Origin of the sequence: Nitrospira sp., assembly GCA_029194675.1 — a bacterium.
Classification (GTDB): Bacteria; Nitrospirota; Nitrospiria; order Nitrospirales; family Nitrospiraceae; genus Nitrospira_D.
Genome location: JARFXP010000002.1, coordinates 469239 through 490429, shown reverse-complemented (window position 1 = coordinate 490429; position 21191 = coordinate 469239). Strand labels below are relative to the sequence as shown.

General features: G+C 55.8%; 17 protein-coding genes and 3 pseudogenes. 11 read left to right on the top strand and 9 right to left on the bottom strand.

Translation table 11 applies throughout. The features are described from left to right. Positions 1-886 precede the first annotated feature (886 nt). Complete coding sequence (locus tag P0120_11225) at positions 887-1900, bottom strand: IS30 family transposase (protein ID MDF0674888.1); 1014 nt, start codon at positions 1898-1900, stop codon at positions 887-889. 449 nt (positions 1901-2349) lie between these two features. On the opposite strand from P0120_11225, the gene P0120_11220 reads away from it, so the two are divergent. Further along, positions 2350-3939: a hypothetical protein gene (locus tag P0120_11220; GenBank protein MDF0674887.1), complete on the top strand. Its 1590-nt coding sequence runs from the start codon at positions 2350-2352 to the stop codon at positions 3937-3939. A 259-nt stretch (positions 3940-4198) separates the two neighbouring features. On the opposite strand, the gene P0120_11215 is transcribed toward P0120_11220, so the two are convergent. From P0120_11215 to P0120_11200, 4 genes are all read right to left on the bottom strand, one after another. Further along, the gene (locus tag P0120_11215; GenBank protein ID MDF0674886.1) at positions 4199-5650 is read right to left on the bottom strand and encodes an RtcB family protein; all 1452 of its coding nucleotides are present in this window, start codon (positions 5648-5650) and stop codon (positions 4199-4201) included. Continuing rightward, positions 5647-6084: an archease gene (locus P0120_11210; protein ID MDF0674885.1), complete on the bottom strand. Its 438-nt coding sequence runs from the start codon at positions 6082-6084 to the stop codon at positions 5647-5649. The genes P0120_11215 and P0120_11210 overlap by 4 nt, the downstream gene beginning before the upstream one ends. 70 nt (positions 6085-6154) lie before the next feature. Next, the gene (locus P0120_11205) at positions 6155-7303 is read right to left on the bottom strand and encodes a Xaa-Pro peptidase family protein (GenBank protein MDF0674884.1); all 1149 of its coding nucleotides are present in this window, start codon (positions 7301-7303) and stop codon (positions 6155-6157) included. A 128-nt stretch (positions 7304-7431) separates the two neighbouring features. Continuing rightward, on the bottom strand, positions 7432-10794 hold the full coding sequence (locus P0120_11200; GenBank protein MDF0674883.1) for an AsmA-like C-terminal domain-containing protein: 3363 nt from the start codon (positions 10792-10794) through the stop codon (positions 7432-7434). 275 nt (positions 10795-11069) lie between these two features. On the opposite strand from P0120_11200, the gene pgm reads away from it, so the two are divergent. From pgm to P0120_11175, 5 genes are read left to right on the top strand one after another with little or no spacing between them, the layout of a single operon-like run. After that, positions 11070-12716, top strand: coding sequence for a phosphoglucomutase (alpha-D-glucose-1,6-bisphosphate-dependent) (gene pgm / locus P0120_11195; GenBank protein ID MDF0674882.1), 1647 nt, complete (start codon positions 11070-11072; stop codon positions 12714-12716). A 13-nt stretch (positions 12717-12729) separates the two neighbouring features. Continuing rightward, positions 12730-13542, top strand: coding sequence for a class I SAM-dependent methyltransferase (locus P0120_11190; GenBank protein ID MDF0674881.1), 813 nt, complete (start codon positions 12730-12732; stop codon positions 13540-13542). Beyond that, positions 13523-13909 (top strand): hypothetical protein, encoded by a 387-nt coding sequence (locus tag P0120_11185; protein MDF0674880.1) that lies wholly within the window; start codon positions 13523-13525, stop codon positions 13907-13909. The genes P0120_11190 and P0120_11185 overlap by 20 nt, the downstream gene beginning before the upstream one ends. After that, positions 13884-14006 carry a hypothetical protein gene (locus tag P0120_11180; protein ID MDF0674879.1) on the top strand — a complete coding sequence of 41 codons (123 nt, stop codon included), beginning with the start codon at positions 13884-13886 and terminating at the stop codon, positions 14004-14006. The genes P0120_11185 and P0120_11180 overlap by 26 nt, the downstream gene beginning before the upstream one ends. Further along, positions 14006-14311, top strand: a complete 306-nt coding sequence (locus P0120_11175; protein ID MDF0674878.1) for a HigA family addiction module antitoxin — start codon at positions 14006-14008, stop codon at positions 14309-14311. Before P0120_11180 ends, P0120_11175 begins: the two co-directional genes overlap by 1 nt. Before the next feature lie 88 nt (positions 14312-14399). Here P0120_11175 and P0120_11170 read toward each other — a convergent pair whose 3' ends face one another. Next, positions 14400-14660 carry a HEPN domain-containing protein gene (locus P0120_11170; GenBank protein ID MDF0674877.1) on the bottom strand — a complete coding sequence of 87 codons (261 nt, stop codon included), beginning with the start codon at positions 14658-14660 and terminating at the stop codon, positions 14400-14402. 216 nt (positions 14661-14876) lie between these two features. Between P0120_11170 and P0120_11165 the strand changes: the two are divergent. Further along, positions 14877-15152 (top strand): annotated as a pseudogene (locus P0120_11165) (IS3 family transposase). Positions 15153-15237: 85 nt separating this feature from the next. On the opposite strand, the gene P0120_11160 reads toward P0120_11165, so the two are convergent. Next, the gene (locus P0120_11160; GenBank protein MDF0674876.1) at positions 15238-15933 is read right to left on the bottom strand and encodes a hypothetical protein; all 696 of its coding nucleotides are present in this window, start codon (positions 15931-15933) and stop codon (positions 15238-15240) included. 670 nt (positions 15934-16603) lie between these two features. Here P0120_11160 and P0120_11155 point away from each other — a divergent pair. Further along, positions 16604-17986 carry a patatin-like phospholipase family protein gene (locus P0120_11155; GenBank protein ID MDF0674875.1) on the top strand — a complete coding sequence of 461 codons (1383 nt, stop codon included), beginning with the start codon at positions 16604-16606 and terminating at the stop codon, positions 17984-17986. A 6-nt stretch (positions 17987-17992) separates the two neighbouring features. Here the strand turns inward: P0120_11155 and P0120_11150 are convergent. Further along, positions 17993-18562 (bottom strand): annotated as a pseudogene (locus tag P0120_11150) (integrase core domain-containing protein). Positions 18563-18622: 60 nt separating this feature from the next. On the opposite strand from P0120_11150, the pseudogene P0120_11145 reads away from it, so the two are divergent. Next, a pseudogene (locus tag P0120_11145) lies at positions 18623-19796 on the top strand (IS3 family transposase). Positions 19797-19895: 99 nt separating this feature from the next. On the opposite strand, the gene P0120_11140 reads toward P0120_11145, so the two are convergent. Continuing rightward, positions 19896-20225: a hypothetical protein gene (locus P0120_11140; protein MDF0674874.1), complete on the bottom strand. Its 330-nt coding sequence runs from the start codon at positions 20223-20225 to the stop codon at positions 19896-19898. Positions 20226-20363: 138 nt separating this feature from the next. Between P0120_11140 and P0120_11135 the strand changes: the two genes are divergently transcribed. Both P0120_11135 and P0120_11130 read left to right on the top strand, forming a co-directional pair. Beyond that, complete coding sequence (locus P0120_11135; GenBank protein ID MDF0674873.1) at positions 20364-20570, top strand: hypothetical protein; 207 nt, start codon at positions 20364-20366, stop codon at positions 20568-20570. Positions 20571-20690: 120 nt separating this feature from the next. After that, positions 20691-20987 (top strand): hypothetical protein, encoded by a 297-nt coding sequence (locus P0120_11130; protein ID MDF0674872.1) that lies wholly within the window; start codon positions 20691-20693, stop codon positions 20985-20987. Positions 20988-21191: the final 204 nt, after the last annotated feature.

The window sequence follows — 21191 nt, the reverse complement described above, 5'->3', positions numbered from 1 at the left end:
TCGAGCAGGAAATAGGCTACCTTCGGTTGGCCCACAAGCACAAACCACGAGCCCCGGGTCGCTAGCCTTTAAAACTGGCATCCACCTGTCGGAAGCTATCCACCGGTACCTTCGGTCTTGAGGGACGTCCGAAAGGGATCGGGGTCATTTTTAGGCATCAAGACCGCGAGTCAACCGACGCTGACAAGAGCGTTAAGTTGAGTAGCGCGGGAGAATTTCACTCCCCGCCCTCCCAGAACCGGACGTGAACCTCTCGATTCATCCGGCTCCTATCGTCCAACCGGTCACCCCAACCGATTTAGCATTATCCATGCCGGTCCTCCTCTTGCGAGTTGCCCGCCTGATAACCTCAGCCAACGCCGCCCCTTCGGTCCGGTTCCGTTACAGAACGTTCGGCCCTACCATGAGCGGCTCCGCCCCTGTGCCCCGCCTCGGTAGCCTGGCGCTTGCGGGGGCTGCCGGCTTGCGCGGCTCCCTTTGCATCGGGACGACAGGTTTCTACGTTCCTCACCCACGCCTGCATCACGATCACGCCGCCTTCATGCCGAACACCAGTGGAGCGGTAGACAGGTCGTCCTCCGCCTGCTTCGCGGGTAGAGTTTTTGTCCCGGTTTCGACGTCGCGTGGGGTCTTTCGACACGTCATCAGCGGTTCACGTGCGTTCGTCTTCTTGAATCGTATCTGACGGAGTTGCCACCGCTTTTTCGACAACGTTCACGACGGTGACTCTTGATCCCCGCCGCTTACGGTGGTGTAAAGTCTGCGCCTGTACGCCGACCTCGAGAGACCTACCCTCATCATGAGTGAAGCATCGCTTCCATCTTTACACAGATGGTTGCGTTCGTAGCACACAGACTCCCAGCACCTTTTTTATTCCAGGGCGGTTTCAAGTTCCAAGTGCAACGGATGAATGATGACGCAGCTGTGTGAACACCTCCAGCGGCGTGGCGAAGTTGAGGCACTGTCTTGGGCGCGTGTTCAGCCGATGCGCGATGACGTTCAGCTGGCGCTGCGTATAGCCCGAGAGGTCTGTGCCCGTGGGCAGATACTGCCGCAGCAGGCCATTGGTGTTCTCGTTGGTCCCGCGTTGCCAGGGGCTGTGCGGATCGGCAAAGAACACGTGACTGGCGAGCCGCTGGGCCCGGCGCTCGTGTTCCGCCATCTCTTTGCCCCGATCGTAGGGCAGCGTCTTGCGCAGCGGGGCCGGCACGTGCCGGAGTTTCCTGGTGAATCCCTCGCGGGCACTGTCCGCATCGGTGCCCGCCATGCGGGCCCAAATAACCAGGCGCGTCGTTCGTTCCACGAGGCTGCCCACGGCCGAGGCGTGTCGGGCCCCCTTGATGAGGTCGCCTTCCCAGTGGCCGGGGACGGTGCGGCTCGCCACTTCCGCAGGGCGGACGGCAATCGGCGTCATGTGCGGGATGTGGCCGCGTCGATCAGTTCCCCGCGACCGAGGCCGACGGGCCTTGTGCGCCTGCCGCAGGGCCGCCCGCCGTTCGCTGCGCAGGGTGCCGCGCGGCAATCCGTACAGGCCCGCATCGATCGTCTCCGTCGAGAGTCGCTTCCGCCTATCGTCAGGATACGTGTATCGGAGGCGCCCGGCAATCTGTGCAGGCGAACCGCCTCGGCTCAGGTGGGTCCGGACATACTGCCAGAGCCACGGGTCTAGGAGGTTACGTGGTCGCCGGGGATGGGGAACTCGGGTATCCGCGTGGCTCTGCGCCGTACAGGCACGAGAGGGACGGCCTCGTGTCGCATTCCGGGCCACCTCGCGACTCACGGCGCTGGGGGCACGGCCCAAGATCCGCGCCATCGTTCGGCGCGAATGCCCCTGGGCCAACCCCAGGCTCAAGGTCTCACGTTCTTCGGCACTCAGGTGTCGGTACGATCTCGTGTGCATGGCAACACCAGAGCCCATCTGGGCTGGCAGTGTTGCACTTGGAGTTAGAACTCAAGCAGATAAATTTCTGAATCTATTCCGATACACATGTGTATCGGAATAGATTCACGAGCGATGTTCCACATTTTCTTCAAGCAGCAGATATTCATCTACTTCTGAAGCCTTTGTCAGCAATTCCCCATTGTTATACACGGCGACATAAATAACGCCGCATAATAGGCTTTGAAACACAGTATTCACGCGGTTATTTGGTTGTAAATGCGGCAACACTTAGCACGTCGTGTTTAGAAAGAAGCAGAACTATCTCTTAACCTGCTCGGCTAACCTGCTCGGCGTGATCCATGCATGCTGCACATAATATGAATCGCGTCCTCACTATGAAGATGAGTCGCTGATTTGCCGCTTACCCCATGCATGCAACTCTCTGCCTATAGCAAGGAGGTTAATTAATGTTTTCTCACAGAATATTCATCCTAGGCATATTCATATCCACATCAACCTTGGCTTACGCGGGAGACACCCTCAAGCAGTATGCGCAGCAGTGCGATGCGGCAATTGGCATTACTGTTCCTGACTTCAATTGTGAAAGTGGCACACTCGTGCCGAGCACACACCTCACAGGAAGTTACCCAGATGCAGTGTGTGACCGGCCTAACCAACTAAATCAAGAATGTGATCCAGGGAGCCGTTTTCAAGTGCTGCCCGGCTCTAATGACCATGCCTATGCGGTCGCCCATTGCCGGAAAAGAGGCCACCCTGCCAATAACGGAAAGTACAGGGATATTGCGGTTATTCAACACAACAAAGACAATGGCGCCACCTGCTTCTATCAGGCGCTTGACAATAACCTGGATGGGAACGTCACGGCCCCTTCCAAAGAAACGTGGCCGTGGATATCGCCTTTGGGAACTGCACAAATTCAATGTGCGCGTTGTCACGACAGCGGACCGATTGTGCGCTCACCATATCTGTCACAGCTCACTGGACCGAACAAACTTCCTGGTGCCGGGGACAGCTCCTTCAACCGCATCGGTCAACCCTACTATTTTGTCGGATCAGACTTTGCCGCGTGGAAAGCCTACCAGGTTGAAGTGAAAGGCAATACGTGCAATGGCTGTCACCGGATGGGCGTGAGTAACGTCGGAGTCGGCGGTACGGCACGGGATTTCGGCATTCGAGCGACACAACTGCAGCAAATACATAAGAACCCCCACTCAGTCGACTCACCGATATGGATGACACCAGGCCAGATCACGTTTAACCAGGCAAATTTAGATGCCGCGACAGCGATTAGAGATTGTGCAAATCAATTCAAGGAAAACCTGCCGTTGCCTAACACGCCGAGCTGTAAAATTACGCAGTTCACCGGCCTGACGGCGCAGCCACGGGACAACGGAAGCATTTGGGAATCCACCGGCGCGGCATGTTCAGGCGATTCGTGTCCGGGATGGAAACGGCTGGACAACAACTCCAAGACGATTGGGCTCGCAGCTGGAGGAAACGCGCTCTATCAGTTACACAACGACGGTTGGATCTGGCGTTACACCGGCACGCCCTGCAACGGCAATTCCTGTCCGGGTTGGCAGCGGCTCGACAACAACCAGAAAACCGTCGCCATCGCCGCCGCGGGCAACAGCCTGTATCAACTGCATAACGACGGGTGGATCTGGCGCTACACCGGCACCCCCTGTAATGGCGAGAGCTGTCCGGGCTGGCAACGCCTCGACAACAATCCCAAGACCGTTGCGATTGTCGCGGCTGGCAACCAACTGTTCCAGTTGCATAACGACGGGTGGATTTGGCGCTATACCGGCACGCCCTGTAATGACGACAGCTGTCCGAGCTGGCAACGGCTCGATAATAATCCCAAGACGAAGATGATAGCGGCAGCTGGTACCCGGCTCACGCAATTGCACAATGATGGATGGATATGGAAGTCATTCGGCACGCATTGCAATGGGGATTCATGTCCAGGCTGGCAACGGTTGGACAATAATCCGAAGACCGGCAGTATTACCGTGGGGGGCTTCGGCAACTGAAGATTGTGGAATAAACGATACGGTATCTTTCTGACCTGGATTAGGGGAAGGGGGTGGTACTCCATAGGTGAAGGCCTTGTCGTGGCTAGGTCTGATCGTTTCCAAAGGAATAGGACAACGAATGTGGGAGTTCCGAATATATTTATGGGGTCACCCCTTAGTTCACGTCAGGGGTCAACCACTGAATGAACTCGGAAATTGAACGGTAACCCGAGCATCTTTCATTTGTTCCATGGGCAAATCCCAAGACCGTGCGTCGCTAGCCCTTGATATTGCCGATCGGCCGGAGTTCCGCTACTGTTCTTGTGATTCCCGCACGATCGACCGCCTCGACCACCTCGGATATGTTTTTGTACGCAAACCCCGCTTCTTCCGCCAAACCCGACATTGAGACCGCCTTCACGAGGATGCCGCGTTGTTTCATTTGTTTCTGTATCTGTTCACCACGAACAGCCTTCTTCGCCTGGGCCCTCGACATCGTCCGCCCCGATCCGTGCATCGTCGAAGCAAAGGTATCCCGCACCGCTCCCTCCGTGCCCACCAATAGATACGATCCGGTTTCCATCGAACCACCGCAAATGACCGGTTGACCCGTCGCACGATACCGTGATGGGAGATCGGGACTGCCAGGACCCAATGCTCTCGTTGAACCTTTCCGATGGACCACCAATTCTCCTTCCGGATACCGCTCGACTTTGGCGATATTGTGCGCCACGTCGTAGACCAGCTCCATACCCAACTCTTCTGCTGGCCGGCCGAACACGGTGGCAAACGTTTCTCTAATCTGATGAGTGATGACCTGACGGTTGGCGAAGGCCGTGTTGGCCGCGCAGTTCATAGCCGCAAAATAATCCTGTCCTTCGACGGAAGCGAACGGGGCACAGGCCAGTTGCTGATCCTTGACGGAAATCCCGTGTCGCCGCATTGCTCGTTCGAATATCTTGAGATAGTCGCTCGCGACCTGGTGGCCGAAGCCACGTGACCCGCAGTGAACCATCACCACTATCTGGTCGTGGCCGGTGATCCCCCAAGCTGAAGCAGTCTCTTTGTCAAATACCTGATCACTGGATACCACCTGTACTTCGAGATAGTGGTTACCTGACCCCAAGGTCCCCAACTGATTGATTCCTCGTTTGACTGCCTGGTCGCTGACTTTTGAAGGGTCGGCTCCGGTTATGCATCCTCCTTCTTCAATTGCCTCCAGATCGCGATGCCAACCGAATCCCTGTTCAATACACCATCGAGCCCCATGGACCATAACGTCCTCGAACGACGAGCGGTCCAACCGTACAAACCCGCTTGCGCCTACCCCTGCCGGTACTCGACGAAACAATTCCGTCATCAATCGATCAAGATGGGGCTGCACACCTTGTTGGGTGAGATCCGTTCTGATGAGACGCATCCCACAATTGACGTCATAGCCGATACCACCAGGCGAAATGATCCCCGTACGGACATCAAAGGCGGCAACGCCTCCGATGGGAAAACCGTAACCCCAATGGCCATCCGGCATGCAGAGCGCATATCGCCTAATTCCAGGGAGACAAGCGACGTTCGTAACCTGGTCGAACACTCCGGCATCCATCGCTTGAAGAATCGACGGTGTGGCATAGATTCGTGCAGGAACAAGCATGCCGGATTTTTCGGTAACGGGAATTTCCCATACCTCGTCACGAATCCGATTGACCCGCATGTCAGTATTCAGCTTCATACGTCCAACACCACCCTCACGGCCCATTGTCCTCCCTCTTGGCCCAATCGATAGAGATGTTTGGTGACTCCCTTCACATCGGCCCTCAGTGTCTGAGCTGAGCCGTTGACCGGCTCTCCGTACAGTAACCCCGTCAGTTTCCAGCAGTCGTGGTCCTGGCGAGCCAACGTGAGTTCCGACCGACTGAATACTACCCCGGCTGCATCCTTCCAGTACACGAGCTCCGAGAGCCAATCGAACAACAATTCGGCAGGATCCTCATCGGTGCGTTCAATCATTTGCCGCCAAGTAGATCCGACTGTTGTAGGATCAGCCAGAGCTTCGATGACCGCACATGTCGCCCCTTGGAAGAGTTCCTGGAGCGAATTGCCGGAGGCCTCGAACGCCAGATCAGCTGTGGCGACGTCGTCCAGAAAGTGAAATGCGTGGGACATCCCTGTACCAAAACGGAGTGCTTACCCGATGAGGAAAGGCGGAAATGAGGGGCCTGGTCCGGACCGTCCTCTATCCGAGCTCGAAGGCTTTGGGAAAATTGGTGAGATTGCGGCAACCGTCCTTCGTCACGAGCACCATGTCCTCGATTCGGACGGCTCCCAATCCTGGATAATACAGTCCTGGTTCGACCGTGACGACGTGGCCCTCTTGGAGGAGCGCCCCAGTTCGACTGATCCGTGGCGCCTCGTGGATATCCAGCCCCACACCATGTCCGGTTCCGTGAAAATACCCCTGCATGCGGCCGTTCACCAAGCCGGTCTTGTATCCGGCCTTCTCAAAACGCGCACAGATACCCTGATGGATCTTCATACCATCAGCGCCGTCTTTGATCTGATCGATGGCATCTTCTTGGGCATCCTTGACAGCGCCATACAGCCGCTTGAGTTCCGGACTCGCCGTCCCGCGTATCACTGTACGGGACATGTCGGCAAAATAACGGTTTGTCGCCGAGCGAGGGAACACATCGAAGATGATACTACGATGAGCCGGCAGCGGTCCGCTGCCTTCATTGTGAGGATCACAAGCCTGTTCCCCACCTGCCACAATCGTATGCTGGGCCACACAGTTCAGCTCCATGAGTTTGACATTGATCAACTGCTTGACCCGCTCAGATGTCAACAGCGCTCCGTCAAACCACAGCTCCCCGTCCTGAATGGTCGCCCGTCGCAGCAGATCATGCGCCGAGGCCACCGCATCTTCAGTGGCTCGCTGGGATAGCTCGATAAATCGAACTTCCTCCGCGCTTTTCACGACACGTTGTTCGTAGAAAGGATCACGTTTCGGCTTGAGGCTGTATCCCAGTTCCTGTAACCGCGTGGCGTAGATGAACGGAAAATTAGCAGGAACCAGCAGCCGTCTGACCTTGAACTCTTTCAAGACGACGTGCACGATATCGACGGTTGTCGGGCTCTTGATCCCCTGTTTCTTCGCCTTCTGTTCAATTCCAGAATAGGACAGCACCCGATCTACTGAAGCTTGGGTTCTGGCACGATCTATTTCCAGATCGCTCATGACCATCAACCGCTCACCTTTGATTTCGAGATAGATGAACGGGTCCGGCGCCATGAAGCGCGTGGCATAGTACAGATTCGAGTCCTGCTCGCTGGCGGCGATGAACAGTGTGGCCAGCTCTGGTTGTGATATCGTGGGGCGTTTCATGGATATATCAGTGGGGTCGCAGGACCGAATGGAATCCTTAGAGGTGTCCAGAGTCGCGCTTCAACCGATGCTAGCATGGGGGCGTAGGTCGGTCAAGAAATGGAAGTCGCTCAAGAAATTAAGGACCGTCACGGCACGGCAGGAGCCGGCGACGAAGTCATATCCTTTGGTCGTACTCCGGATTCTTCATCCGGCGTCACCAAATCTATCGGCAGCGTCAGGGTGTTTGTTAAGACATCGACCGCGAGTTGGGCCAACCCCGACAGGCCGGACGCAAAGGACTTCACCGGCAGATAGGTCACTTCTGGATCTTCCATCGCTCCCTTCACAGTGAACATCGCCGTGGCGATACCCTTGCGATCGCCCGCAACGATTCGCCCAAAGAGTGGAATCGTCTTGAGGAATTGTGAGTATGACCCAAACGGACTCACGGCAACGACTAGATCCAGCTGATCGGTCGGCAGGTCGTAATTCCCGGCAGCCGTAATTTTCAGAATCGGGCTGTCGATGATCAGACTTTCCGTCTGAAACATCCCATCTTGAATGGCAACGGTCGCGGAAATCCTGTTGTAGGGCAGCCCCTCCTTTTCAAGATCCACCTTTCCCTGCAACACAGCCGGGAGGTTCAGCAAACTAATAATCTTCCATACTGCCCGCTCGTTCGATTTCAGGATACGACCATTTTCCAACAACAACTCGACTTTTCCGTTTAACGAGGGATAGACCCCATGGGGATTGCGCCCATGACCGCGAAGCACGCCGCTGAAGCGAACCTCTCCTGATACGCCATGGACCTGAGCATTGGTCAGGCTCACCAGGTCTTCAAATTCTACGCCGGTAGCCCGGAATGAAAGATCAAAGTCCGCCGGTGCCTTTCGGGGAAGGTGCACCACCAGCCGTCCAGCCACTTGCCCATGGGTTGACTCAGCGGAAAGACGATCGATGTCAAGCACCCCGTCCAGAATATTGATTCGCGCGGTAAGCCCGCCGACTTTCATATGCCGATAATGCCCCCGTGCGATGGATGCGGACATCGTAAGGTGACTGGTGGCCGCCAGAGTTTCAAGGAATTCACGGATCGGAGTCCGTTCACCCTTCGGAATGACCAAGCTCAAATCTAATTGGTTTGATTCGATCTTGCCGGTGACGATCGGTTTCGTCATCCAATTTTGAATCGCGGCTTCTATGGCAACGTCGCTACCGTGAACCTTAAACGACAGCCGCTTCAGTTCGACCTCGTTGCGGGCAAACTTGACACGAGCATAGAGATCCTGTAAGTGCCCATCGATCCCTTTTGCCTGCATCAACCCATTCGTTAACCCCATCCATCCGGCAATTCTCCACGTCCGCCAATCCATCTCTCTTCCTTTGACATCGAGCGAAACTTCGAGGTTGCCAGCCTCAAGCCCACCTTTGGATATCCATTCAGGCAGACTGGCAACCGACACTGTGCCGGTTGCCACCGCCATATCGATCATGACGCCATTCCCAAACTGCATCGTTCCTTTCGCGGGAATGGTCAAAGATGGCAGAACCAGCTCCACGCGATGCAGCTTTATGGTGGTAGCCTGGGGCATGACGCCCTCGAACTCCACCGTGGCGTGAGGGCCGACGGGTTTTTCCATTGCTCCAACCGCCACCTTTGCATCATCCAACACAACGGACCCGCGGAGATGAGGTCTCGCCGTGGAACCGGAGAACGCCACCATCGAGCTGATCGTACCCTCGAACGCACGCTGTCCGAGCGCCGTGACGTGGAACAGCCGCATCACCTGCGCCGCATCACCGCGTGTGCGAATCACAAAGTCTTGGAACCGACTTGTCCCTCCTCCGGTGATCGTCCCTTGGACTTGGACATCGCTCCCGCCGAAACGGCCGGTGATTTGATCCAACTGTGTGGACCCATCGGCGAAGACAACCCTTCCCTGCATCCCGGTCAAACGCTCCGGCCAATTCACATGGGTGAGACTGACTTGGCCAACCGTAATCTCTCCACCGGCAAATGTGATCCCGCCGGAATGTCCCAACGGTCCTACAAGGCGAACCGTCGCCTGCGCCGTACCCTCAGCGTCACGGATACCGGCCAAAAACTGCGTGACTAGCTCCGCTTTCACGGTTCTCATCAGAAACTCGAAGAGATGCGTGGCCGTCGCCGTTCCCGTGAGCTCCAGTTCCGCCCAGGGACCTGCGTCACTAAACGACACCTCCCCTTTTCCACCGGTGATATGCATCACCCCATACATTCCGCTTACTTTGGTGATACGAACACGTCCTGTCTCGACCACCACCACCGCAGCAAGGTCTTTCGCGGCTATCCGATCACGGCCGATCAAACCTTGCCCGTCGCTGACATGAAACTCCCCGATCACCGAAAGTTGGGGACCGGCCGTTGCGGCCCCGGTAAGCGTCGCATTCATCACTTGCACCTTGCCGTCGATCTGTCGATCAACCAGCAAGGCTGGAAGCTGCGGATGGATCCAGTCTGGAGGAATGGTTTTCAGGAGCTGAGGAAGAGCAACAGGAGAACTGCTGAACGTGACGGCAAACGTCGGCTGAGGAGTCAGAAGGCCGGCCAGATTGGCCTTTCCTTTCAGCCCAATGTTGTTCAAATGCGCGGTCATGTCGGACAAGACCATGTCATATCCGGCAACCCCCGGCATGACGCGGACGGTACCCTTGAGGTTCAATGCTCCTTGAAGATTCTTCGAAACCGGCCTGGGACCGAGAAAGTCGGCTGCGTCCCGTATCCTGAGATCGGCGGCGTCGATCTGTCCTTCAAGCTGAAATCCTGTGGCCGATTCCGTCGTCTCCTCGCCGGACAACGACAGCGCTGGTTCTGCTCGTTTGACGACACCATCCAGCGACAGAGCGGATAGGCCTGATTCTCCTTGTCCTTGATGATCCGCCGACAGGTGCAATTCGGCGAGGTTGCGATCAGCACGGACCAGCAACTTAAACTCGACATGCTCTAACTTGATGGACCGAATGCCGTCAGGTCTGGCAGCATCAACAACGGTGATCGTTCCGTTGACGAGCGTCGCCTCTCTGATCATGAACGTCCGCGCCATCAGCTCCATCGTTTGCTGGTCGGTATCCGCTTGCCCGTTTAACCCGTCCAGGAGATTCCAATGACCGCGTTCGTTCCGCCGGAGGGTCAGCGTCGGTTCCTCAATCAACAGTCGCTTTCCGACGACTTGTTTCTTGAGGAGCGGCAAGAGACGCAGAACAAGATCGACTCGCTTAGCCGTCAGTACGACTTGATCTGATTGAGGATCATGAATCGTGATTTCGGAGAGTTCTACACGAATACGAGGGAAGATGACGAACTTGACGTGATGAACGTCGATTTTCCGGCCCAGACTCTCCTCGAGTTGATCGAGAACAAAGTCCTTGAGATAGTTTTGACCAGTCAGCTCCCTCGAAAAGGAGAGGAACGCTCCGGCCAATACGACGAGGACCAATATGAGGACGACAAGCCGAAGACGGGACACAACAACCCCTTCAGATGACCCACAGGTTCTGTCGGCATCTTACCGGATCAATCACTCGAAATCCATGAACTCAGCGTTCTATAAGGAGTTTTGTCTCCTCCGATTTCATAGTTCAAAGACCAATCCTTCCGAGCATCGCCATCATCACGGAAGACTTACAGGAGCCTCCGAGGCAACCACTATTACTGATACCTGACAAGACCGCTGTCTTCTTTCCTGTTACGTTGACATTCCACAGTTGACAGCGGTCGGACTGTCGAATTACACCTTTACCTATGGCTATTCATCCTTTCGCCGGCCAACCAGCACCTCCCTCCATCCTCGTGGACGTGGAAAAACTCTTGTCCGCCTACTGGACTGAGAAACCGGATGCCTCGCTCCAAGAACAACGCGTGTCGTTCGGTACCTCAGGGCACCGTGGCTCTTCCTTCAGGCGAAGCTTCAATGAGAACCATATCGTGGCAATCACTCAGGCAATTTGCGAATACCGGGCGGCACAGCACACGACCGGGCCACTCTATTTGGGAAAAGATACGCACGCACTGTCTGAGCCGGCCGTTACGACTGCGATCGAGGTCCTCGCGGCGAACGGTGTCGATGTCATGATCGACCAGAATGATGGCTACACGCCGACACCTGTGATCTCTCATGCAATCCTCGTCTACAACCGTGGCCGAACCTCCGGTCTGGCTGACGGGATTGTCATCACGCCATCGCACAATCCCCCGGAAGACGGCGGCATTAAGTACAACCCGCCGAACGGTGGACCTGCTGATACACAGATCACTAAATGGATCGAGGATCGAGCCAATGCCCTTCTGGCCGCCAACCTCCAAGGAGTGAAACGCCTTCGGATTGAACAGGCTCGACAGGCATCGACCACACATTGGCACGACTACATTGGGGCCTACGTGAGCGATCTGAACAACGTGGTCGACATGGATGCCATCAAGTCCGCGAGGCTGAAGCTTGGGATCGATCCGCTCGGTGGGTCCGGGGTGGCCTACTGGCAGCCGATTGCCGAACGCTACGGGTTGAATATCGAGAATGTGAATCCAACAATCGATCCGACTTTTCGCTTCATGCCATTGGATTGGGATGGCAAGATCCGTATGGACTGTTCATCGCCCTATGCCATGGCCAATCTCATCGCGCTAAAAGATCGGTTCGACGTCGCCTTCGGTAATGATGCAGACAATGACCGACATGGGATCGTCACTCGTTCCGGCTTGATGAATCCGAACCATTACCTGGCTGTCTCGATTGCCTACCTCTTTGCCAACCGTCCAGGCTGGAAATCCGACGCTGGGATCGGCAAGACCTTAGTCAGCAGCAGCCTCATTGACCGAGTGGCTGCAAAACTCAAACGGAAACTGGTAGAAGTACCAGTTGGCTTCAAGTGGTTCGTGAACGGCCTGCTCGACGGGTCCCTCGGCTTTGGTGGTGAGGAAAGCGCCGGCGCGTCATTCTTACGGAAAGATGGGACAGTATGGTCGACTGATAAAGACGGCATCATCATGGATTTACTGGCTGCCGAAATGATGGCCAAGACCGGTCATGATCCATCCGAGTTGTATCGAGACCTCACAAATGAACTGGGCGAGCCGGTCTATGAACGGATAGACGCTCCGGCCACACCGGAGCAGAAAACGATTCTGTCGAAGCTGTCACCCGATCAAGTCAGAGCAACGCAGCTAGCCGGTGACAAGATCACGGCCATGCTCACCAAGGCTCCCGGCAATGGCGCAGCCATCGGTGGTTTGAAAGTTGTGACAGACAACGGATGGTTCGCCGCAAGGCCATCAGGCACGGAAGACGTGTACAAGCTGTATGCCGAGAGTTTCAGAGGAAAGAAACACCTTAAGCGGATTCAAGAGGAAGCACAAGCCCTCATCGCCGGCGCATTGGCCTCTCCCACATGATTCTCATTGCGCTATGAACCGGCATGTTACGCGCTGGCCCTTGCCGCAGCACGACTATTGGTCCACGCCGTTCGCCGAATCGTTGCTGCAGCACCTCGACCTTCGACCAGGACTGCGGATCCTGGATGTCGCATCCGGCCACGGCATTCCTGCCTTCTACCTCGCCGAACAGGTTGGCCCCACTGGTGAAGTGCTGGCCACGGATGTGAATGTCGGTCAGGTCGCTCGTGCCAGGGCGATTCAAGGATCACAGCTACCATGGCTCCGCTTCGAATGTATGGACATTCGATCTCTGCCTCCTGATCTACCGACCTTCGATCGCGTGACAGGGAATCTCTCCGTCATGTTCTTTCGCCCTAATCGGTTCGAGGCCGTCCGTGGACTCGTCGAACGGCTCAACCCAGGGGGTCAGCTCGTCCTGACCTTTCCTTCTTATGGAACATTCGATTCACTGTGGCAGCGAGTGGATCAAGCAATGATCCACCTTGGTTTAACCGAAGAGCGCGCGCGATTTCAGACCTATTTGAACGAACGGCCTTCGGTGCAGGAAGGGCGAGATTGGTTCGAATCTCTCAATCTTGAACGAATCGAGGTCATTGAGTATCCGCTCGAAGTCGCGACTGGTCCAGGCCATGAGTTTCTCCATCACCCGCTACTTCGTGGAGGCTTTCTCGACGACGTGTACGAATGTTTTGAAGATCCATCTCTCGCCGACCAGTTCATGTTAGAAATCTCACAAGACATTACCCAATTCACCCCGCTGATCGCGCAACGATGTGTCCTCTCAGGGTGGAAACGGAATCCGAATGCTGATTGCGAGGGTTAGGGTCGCGTGTCCGGCGGCACTCGAGCGAGCCGACCAATCTTTCATAGAGCAGTTTGTCTTCGCCCAGTACGGTGGAGATGAAGGCGTTCGGCACGGCCTTCCACTCCTCAACCTCTTCGGGCGACCAGACGACAATATCCTTAGCGGGAAACACCCCACAGAGTACCGCGGCAATAAAGGTATCCGGCCCCTTACTTCTATTCTCAAGCGTCTCCTTGAGAGCGATCAAACCAGGGAGCTACGGGCCGACCTGGTGAACCGGATACGGAATATCCTGACGGCCTTGATTGTCGCCGAGGATATGCGAATGTTGTCGGGAAAGTGCGCCTCCAGGCTGGCGGGTGCATCAGCTCTCGGGCGACCGTAAAGGGACATGGAGCATTTCGACCTCGGGCAACTGGCGGATCACGTTTGCGGACGAGAATGGGTATGTGGATGCCTTGGATTTGGAGGACTATCACTAATGGCACGAAAAGGCATGAAAATCGGCATGACGCCTTCCCATCCGGGCGGCTTCATCAAAACAGAAATTCTGGACGAGCTGAGGCTCAGCATAACTAAGGCCGCTGCAATCTTGGGCGTGCGCCGGGCTACGTTTTCCGACTTGGTGCATGAAAAGGCGGCGCTCTCCCCTGAAATGGCGTTGCGGCTGGAAAAAGCCTTTCATCTGAAGATGGAGATGCTGCTCCAGATGCAGGCCTGGTATGACAGCAACGAGATGCGCAAGCAGGCCCGGAAAATCAAGATCGAGCCCTTTGTCCCCGCATAAGGGAACTGACTGTACGCGAACAAGGGAAGTCCAGACTTCTTACATTTATCTAGCAGCCCCCCACTGTTCGAGAGCGAACCGCGGAACATCAGAACCCCAAACCGAACCGTATGATTGCAAGACGCGACCCCACTCCCAGAAACCGCTGAAGCTCCTCCAAGTCGTGCGTGCGGGGAATCTCCAGGCTCCTCCAGGCTAGTACACCTTTCAAATACTTCTCGACGGCTTGCTGGGCATGGAAGCACGAGGTGTCGTAGGGACCTTCACTGGCGGCAGTGCGCCGGGCATCTGCAAGGTCGCTGTCGGCCTTGCGAAACCACCCTCGGGCCAGAGCCGACCTATCTTTCATAGAGCAGCTTGCCTTCGGCCAGTACGGTGGAGATGAAGGCATTGGGGATGGCCTTCCATTCTTCGACCTCTTGGGGAGTCCAGACAACGATATCCTTGGCGGGAAACAATCCACAGCGCACCGCCGCAATAAAGGTATCCGACCCTTTATTTCAGACCCGACCCTTTATTTCAGACCGGCCTTGTTTGGGGCTGCCAAGGGGTTGATGCTCACCCCCAATTTGGCAGCGATGCGTGGCGGCGCTTCTGCCGGGCCCATCACCTAGAACCCAGCATGAGTCGACGGGGTAACTGCTGGGACACCGCGGTGGCCGAATCCTTTTTCAGCAGCTTGAAGAAGGAGCGGATCAAGAAGCGCATCTACATCACTCAAGCGATGGCTATGGCCGAGATCGACGAGTACATCGAGACCTTCTAGAATCGCCTCCGGCGACACAGCCATCTCAGCGGGGTCAGTCCGGAGGCCTTTGAAGCCGTGTCGAAAAATGCTTAAAGATGTGTCCACAAAACCCTGGGAAGTCCATACCAGCCCAGATGGGCTAGAGTGTTGCCATGTACACGCCTTTGGAAGGCTTATGCTATGCCATTGAGTCTAAAACTGAGTGTAAATCCTGGGTGCTAAAGGGATCCATTTTTGCCCCGAACATTTCCATCAGCGTATACCCTGCCTTAGCGAATCCTCTAGGATCAGTCCACAAAATGGTCCGCTCAGTGACGTTTATATAGGCAGGCCTCAATATGGTCCGTCTCCAGTAGGAATATTTCCATCCAGCCGGGAATAACATTGGGACCTTCTCCACGTATTTCGCTTTGTCGAAATAAACCAGAAGTGGCTGAACAATAGCTTCAGGAGCTTGGCCACGCACATGAAGGCCAAGTGGTTGCAGAGGTTTAGCTAGCTCAAACAATTCATCAAATCGCTGCGAAGTTTCACCTTGGCTTAACTCATCAGCCAACAAAACTAAGAGCAGGCTGTTATCGTTCCAGCCTAAGTGGTATCCAATCAAATCCGATATTGAAGTGAAAGGTTTCAAGGCATTCGTTATCTCCTCTACAGACGCTCCACTCCAAGTTAATGCTTCATTCCAATCTAAGGACGGGGTTCCATTAGTAAGGGTCCTAACAAGCTTGAACCCAAGCTTAATGGCTTTGGCAACCTTATTCGTTGTCAAATTGACATCCGAGGGAACGCAACCTATTTGATATTTATTCTGTTGCAACCATAAAGTCATGGCATCACAAAAACGCCTATGCATACCTGATGAAATTTTCATGATCACCTCCTCATCAATCGATAAAGGATTCACCTGAGTCAGTTCAGGTCACCCTTTTGCGTTATGCAGTAACGGGCAAACACTGGACCCATAATTGCGATCAACGTCCTGATGCTATCCCATTAAAAGTCCTTCTTCCTTGCAAATTACATGCTCTGCGTAATCAGACCTACCGCTAAGTAGAAGCACCATATTTTCGGCATTTCCTATTCGACACGTGCCGAGCATGTATCCTTTCGTCTCGGGAGCTGAATCATTTCAGATACTATCCACGCTACCGTATGAATACCTAGCAGGCGCCTGACAGCTACCCCGAATCCTTCTTTCATCAGTACATCCTTATTGAAACAATGACCTACACGCTCCGCCAATGGCTGGATTACAACTGGCATCGATTTGGCAGTTGAGTGCGCGTCGGGAGTCCTTTGGCTCCAGTTTTCTTCATGATCCCACCCCTGGAGGACACGTATGGAATTTCTGCTGGTGCATTTCCCGCGATCTCGGCGTGTGCTCATTGATGACGAATTCAACGGGCGAACAGAAGATGTCATTGAGCTGGAAGTAGGCCGGCATGTCGTGTCGCTCGGTCCTCCTTATGATAACTACACACCGGATCAGTACACTATTGTGCTTAAGGACACTTCGGAATTGGATCCCCGTGAGGTGAATTTTGAGCTTAAGGCATACCGCCTGTACTGCCCTAACCTGTGCTCTCGTTCTTGCGCTTCAGGCCTGTGCACACTATCCGGTAAACGCTCCGAAAGAGGGTGACAAGTCCACCACAGCCTATGGATTCAACTATCAAGCAAGCGGCAACAATACGGACTCGTTATTTGTCTGTCTGGCCTTTTCGGGTGGAGGTACCCGAGCGGCAGCCCTCTCGTATGGAGTGCTGGAGAAATTAAGAGCCACGCGCATTACATGGAAGGGAGTAGAGAAAAGCCTCCTCGAAGAAGTGGACTGCATCTCATCGATTTCCGGCGGTTCGTTTACCGCCGCCTATTACGGCCTGTTTGGAGATCGGATCTTTCAGGAGTTTCGAGATAAGTTCCTGAACGTCAATATTCAACGTGCCCTCCTCTGGCGACTGTTCAATCCGATGAATTGTGTGAGACTGGCCTCGCCCTATTTTGACAGAATCGATCTGGCCGCCGAATATTACGATCAGCACGTTTTTGACGAAAAAACCTTCGCGTCGCTTTCCGAGCCTTCCCGTCGGCCATTTATCATCCTCAATGCTACTAATATGGTGAATGGAGAACGATTCGAGTTCACGCAAGAGCAGTTCGACTTCTTAATGTCTGACTTGAATAGTGTTCCGGTCGCACGGGCAGTCGCCGCGTCTTCGGCCTTTCCGTTCTTACTGAGCCCCATCACGCTCAAGAACTATCCGCACACAGGATTCGAACTACCGAAAGACTACAAAGGAGGACTTGAGGATTACGACACCAATCGGCGTCGCTACTATTGGGCCAAGAACCGTATGATCTATATGGATGACCGGAAGTTGCCTTATCTGCATTTGATGGATGGCGGGCTCGGCGATAATATCGGCCTTCGCCCCATCGAAGCCGCCTATCAACACACCAGTGGCTTTATCAGGAAGTTGGTGAACGAGGGCAAGATCGAGAAGTTCGTCGTGATCGTCGTCAATGCCCGTACCATTGAAAAGGATGAGATCAGCCAAGACGAGAGTGCACCAGGATTGTTCACTGTGGCATCGAAGACTGCCACGATTGCCATGGACAATTATAGCGTCGAGATGATCGAGATGATCAAGGACCTGAGGGCAGAGCGCGTGAGGTCACAGAAGAGTATCGCCGCGTGCCAAAAACGATTAGACCAATGCCCCAATGCACTACCACTCCCAAAACTCGCGACCGAGATCGATCCCTATGTTATCGAGGTCAACTTCGAAGCGCTGAAGGATCCCGAACGCCGCGCCTACTTCCTCTCTCTCCAAACGAGCTTTTGGTTAACAGATGAACATGTGGAGAAGCTGATCGAAGTAGGACCTGATGTACCGCTCCTGATTTCTTGGACACTGGGTTGATAAGAATCACGCTGCGACCTCTGTCGTCAACAGCTCACGGCGCACCTGGGCCGGGGACCGAAATCCATGCCGCTCGACGAGCCACGGCTCATTGTAGAGACCCAGCCAGTCGAGGAGTGCGCGGCGAAGCTCCTCCACGGTGTGGAACGTGCGCACCCACAGGAGCTGCTCCGTGAGCGTCCGAATGAACCGCTCCGCGACGCCGTTGCCTTCAGGAGCACGCACGAACGCCGGACTCGATGTGATCCCCAGGAATCGGAGTTCGGCCTGGAAATCGTCACTCCTATACGGACTGCCGTGATCATGCCGCACCTGGAGGCCCGTCGCCCTGCCAGCGGAGACGGCTCCGAACTGCTGGCGCCCCCCTTGGCGAATCGGCTCCAAGGCCTCGAAGCGGGTGGCCCGCCTTGCCGCATGGATGCCGATCCCTTCGAGGGTACAATGATCCACCCCGACGAAGACCGTGACGGCCCCATCCTGCACCGTCACCGTGCTGGTGGCATCGGTGCCCCACATCTGATTCGGATACTCTGTGATGATTGTGCCGTCATGGACGCGCGGGCCCACAACGCGCGGTGTGCTAGGCTCGAAAAAGTGGACGCCTTCAACCTATGATCTGAGGTCTGGAGGTGTGAGATGGAACGAGTTCCGCGACAGCAGTATACGAAGGAGTTCCGTGAGCAAGCGGTGCAGCTGGTCCTGGAACAGAAGTTGACGATTCCAGAGGTAGCAAGACGCCTGGCCATGTCGGGCAAGACGCTCGAGAACTGGGTGTGTCGAGCCCGGCGCGGTCAGCTCGCGACGCTGGGGGAGAGCCGACGGCCCGTGACAGAGCTGGAGGCCGAGGTCTCTCGGCTGAAGCGCGACCTGGCCGAGGCGCGGATGGAGCGCGACATCTTAAAAAAAGCCACCGCGTACTTTGCCAAGGCGCAGCTGCCCGGTACGCGCTCATGAGGACGCTGCGGCCCCAGTATCCCCTGAGTGTGTTGTGTCGGGTGCTGGAGGTGTCCCGAAGTGGGTACTATGCCTGGCGCACGCGCCGTCCCTCGAAGCGCGCTCAGGAGAACGCGCGCCTAGAAGTGGCGATCCAGGCCGCGCATGTGCGCACCCGGCAGACCTATGGGCCGGAACGTCTCCAAGCGGAATTGCGTGAGGATGGGTTCCCCGCTGGGGTCGGACGCATCAAACGGCTACGCAAGAAACTGAGACTACGTTGCAAACAGGTGCGCTGGTTCACGACCACGACGGATTCAAAGCACTCGCTGCCGGTGGCGGAGAATGTCTTGGCCCAAACGTTTGTCGCCACGCGCCCGAACGAGACCTGGGTCACCGACATCACGTATATCCCCACCGCAGAAGGGTGGTTGTATCTGGCGGGGATCAAAGATCTGTATACATGTGAGGTGGTTGGGCATGCGAGGGGGCGCGGATGACGACGGACTTGGTGCAGGGGGCGCTCAGGAACGCTCTCGACACCAAGCGCCCGGCCCCGGGGCTCATTCATCATTCTGATCGCGGCTCTCAATATTGTGCCCAGGACTATCAAGCGCAATTGCGGCAGTTCGGCCTGACCCCGTCTATGAGTCGGAAGGGCAACTGCTATGATAACGCGCCGATGGAGAGTTTCTGGGGAACGCTCAAGAATGAGCTGGTGCACCACCGGCGGTATGAAACACGGGAGCAGGCTCGGCGAGAGATCACGGAGTACATCGAGCTCTTCTATAACCGTCAGCGTCGGCATTCCAGGCTGGGAAATTGCTCGCCCGCGGTGTTTGCCCAGCAGTGGGCTCGTCAACAGCTGGCGGCGTGAGGCGGCAACTCATGGCGTCCACTATTGACAACCGGGGTCATTCCTGACAGACCCGGACCACACCATACGGGCGATGAACGGAAGGCGACGTGGTGTGGCTCATCGCGTCGACCTCCCGGTGGCTAACGGGGCGCCACCTCGTACCCGCTGGACGGCCTCCCGCGACAACTCCAGCCGCATCGTCAAATCTCCGACCAAGGCCTTCAGCCGCGCGAGTTCGTCATCGCGGCCATCGGCGGCCCGGCTCCTCAACCCGGCCTGGCCACTGGCCACGAACTGCTCCCGCCACTCCGACAACTTCGCGGCGGTGATCCCGGCGTCCCGGGAGACCAGATCGAGATCTTCGCCACGCAGCACGCGCAGCACCACGTCCCGCTTCTTCCGCGAAGAAAACCGGCCTCGCTCCACCGTCGATTTCGCCATGGACACCTCCATTCATGAGGGGGCAGTCTGCCCCAATTGTGTGTCCAAGAAAATTGTGGGGCGGAGGAGTGAATCCAACCACGTACCGCCAATGGGCCTCGGAACCATTATTTAGACCCTGAAACTGAAAAGGCTTTGAATCAAATGAAGAAAAACCCAGGCCAGCCCGCGTCCGCAACCCTCACGCGAGGAAAATTGGCATCACAAGACGAGATGGACCGTCGCAATCAGCAGTCCGCGTTTGAAATCTACCGGCGTCTTGATCTCGGGCCAGGCGGATATGCGATCGCTCCTTCGACCGACACCCGACGCGACATGCAACTCGCCCTGAAGCCGAAATCACGCCGATGATGTATCGATCCTGTGCATTTCGGCTCATTCCATTCGAAAGCAAGCTTGTTGGCAATCACCTGATTCTGGCGTAGAATTTGTCCATCGTTCGTCACTCCTGTCTATCGTACATGGTTACTGATGGCACCGCCTGACCCCGCTTCACTGACGCCCTTTGCGCGCAAGTACATCTGGTGGATGACGCCGGAGGAAGCCGTGACCATGCCCGATCGCGTCGTAGCCCAGGTCATGAACATCGGCGATTACGACGACGTTCAGGCACTGGCCACGCTCGCCGGCGATGATTATCTCCGCGCCGTGCTGCGTCAGGCCGAAATCGGTCAGTTTACGCCCCGCTCCTGGGCCTATTGGCACTACCGGCTCGGGCTTGCCGTGCTGGACCACGTTCCGCCCATGCCAGCGCGAACTCTCGCATGATCCAACCCCGCCTCGACGTCTTACCAGAGGCACAGCGACAAGTGTGAAGCGTACTTTTTTTGCCGCCTATGGTTCTCAGAAAAGAACATTCTTTTTTTGGTCGTGAAGACAGTTCCACTGACGTTTGTTGAGGCAGGCCTGCTTGAAGTCCTAAGGTCGTGACAAGCACACGAATATGGTTGGCTTAAGACCAGGCGTGGAGAA

Bases quoted from the DNA above. Each gene is read 5' to 3' on its own strand.
- P0120_11225 (MDF0674888.1), bottom strand. From the start codon at position 1,900: ATGCACACGAGATCGTACCGACACCTGAGTGCCGAAGAACGTGAGACC.
- P0120_11220 (MDF0674887.1), top strand. From the start codon at position 2,350: ATGTTTTCTCACAGAATATTCATCCTAGGCATATTCATATCCACATCA.
- P0120_11215 (MDF0674886.1), bottom strand. From the start codon at position 5,650: ATGAAGCTGAATACTGACATGCGGGTCAATCGGATTCGTGACGAGGTA.
- P0120_11210 (MDF0674885.1), bottom strand. From the start codon at position 6,084: ATGTCCCACGCATTTCACTTTCTGGACGACGTCGCCACAGCTGATCTG.
- P0120_11205 (MDF0674884.1), bottom strand. From the start codon at position 7,303: ATGAAACGCCCCACGATATCACAACCAGAGCTGGCCACACTGTTCATC.
- pgm (MDF0674882.1), top strand. From the start codon at position 11,070: ATGGCTATTCATCCTTTCGCCGGCCAACCAGCACCTCCCTCCATCCTC.
- P0120_11190 (MDF0674881.1), top strand. From the start codon at position 12,730: ATGAACCGGCATGTTACGCGCTGGCCCTTGCCGCAGCACGACTATTGG.
- P0120_11185 (MDF0674880.1), top strand. From the start codon at position 13,523: ATGCTGATTGCGAGGGTTAGGGTCGCGTGTCCGGCGGCACTCGAGCGA.
- P0120_11175 (MDF0674878.1), top strand. From the start codon at position 14,006: ATGGCACGAAAAGGCATGAAAATCGGCATGACGCCTTCCCATCCGGGC.
- P0120_11170 (MDF0674877.1), bottom strand. From the start codon at position 14,660: ATGAAAGATAGGTCGGCTCTGGCCCGAGGGTGGTTTCGCAAGGCCGAC.
- P0120_11160 (MDF0674876.1), bottom strand. From the start codon at position 15,933: ATGAAAATTTCATCAGGTATGCATAGGCGTTTTTGTGATGCCATGACT.
- P0120_11135 (MDF0674873.1), top strand. From the start codon at position 20,364: ATGAAGAAAAACCCAGGCCAGCCCGCGTCCGCAACCCTCACGCGAGGA.
- P0120_11130 (MDF0674872.1), top strand. From the start codon at position 20,691: ATGGCACCGCCTGACCCCGCTTCACTGACGCCCTTTGCGCGCAAGTAC.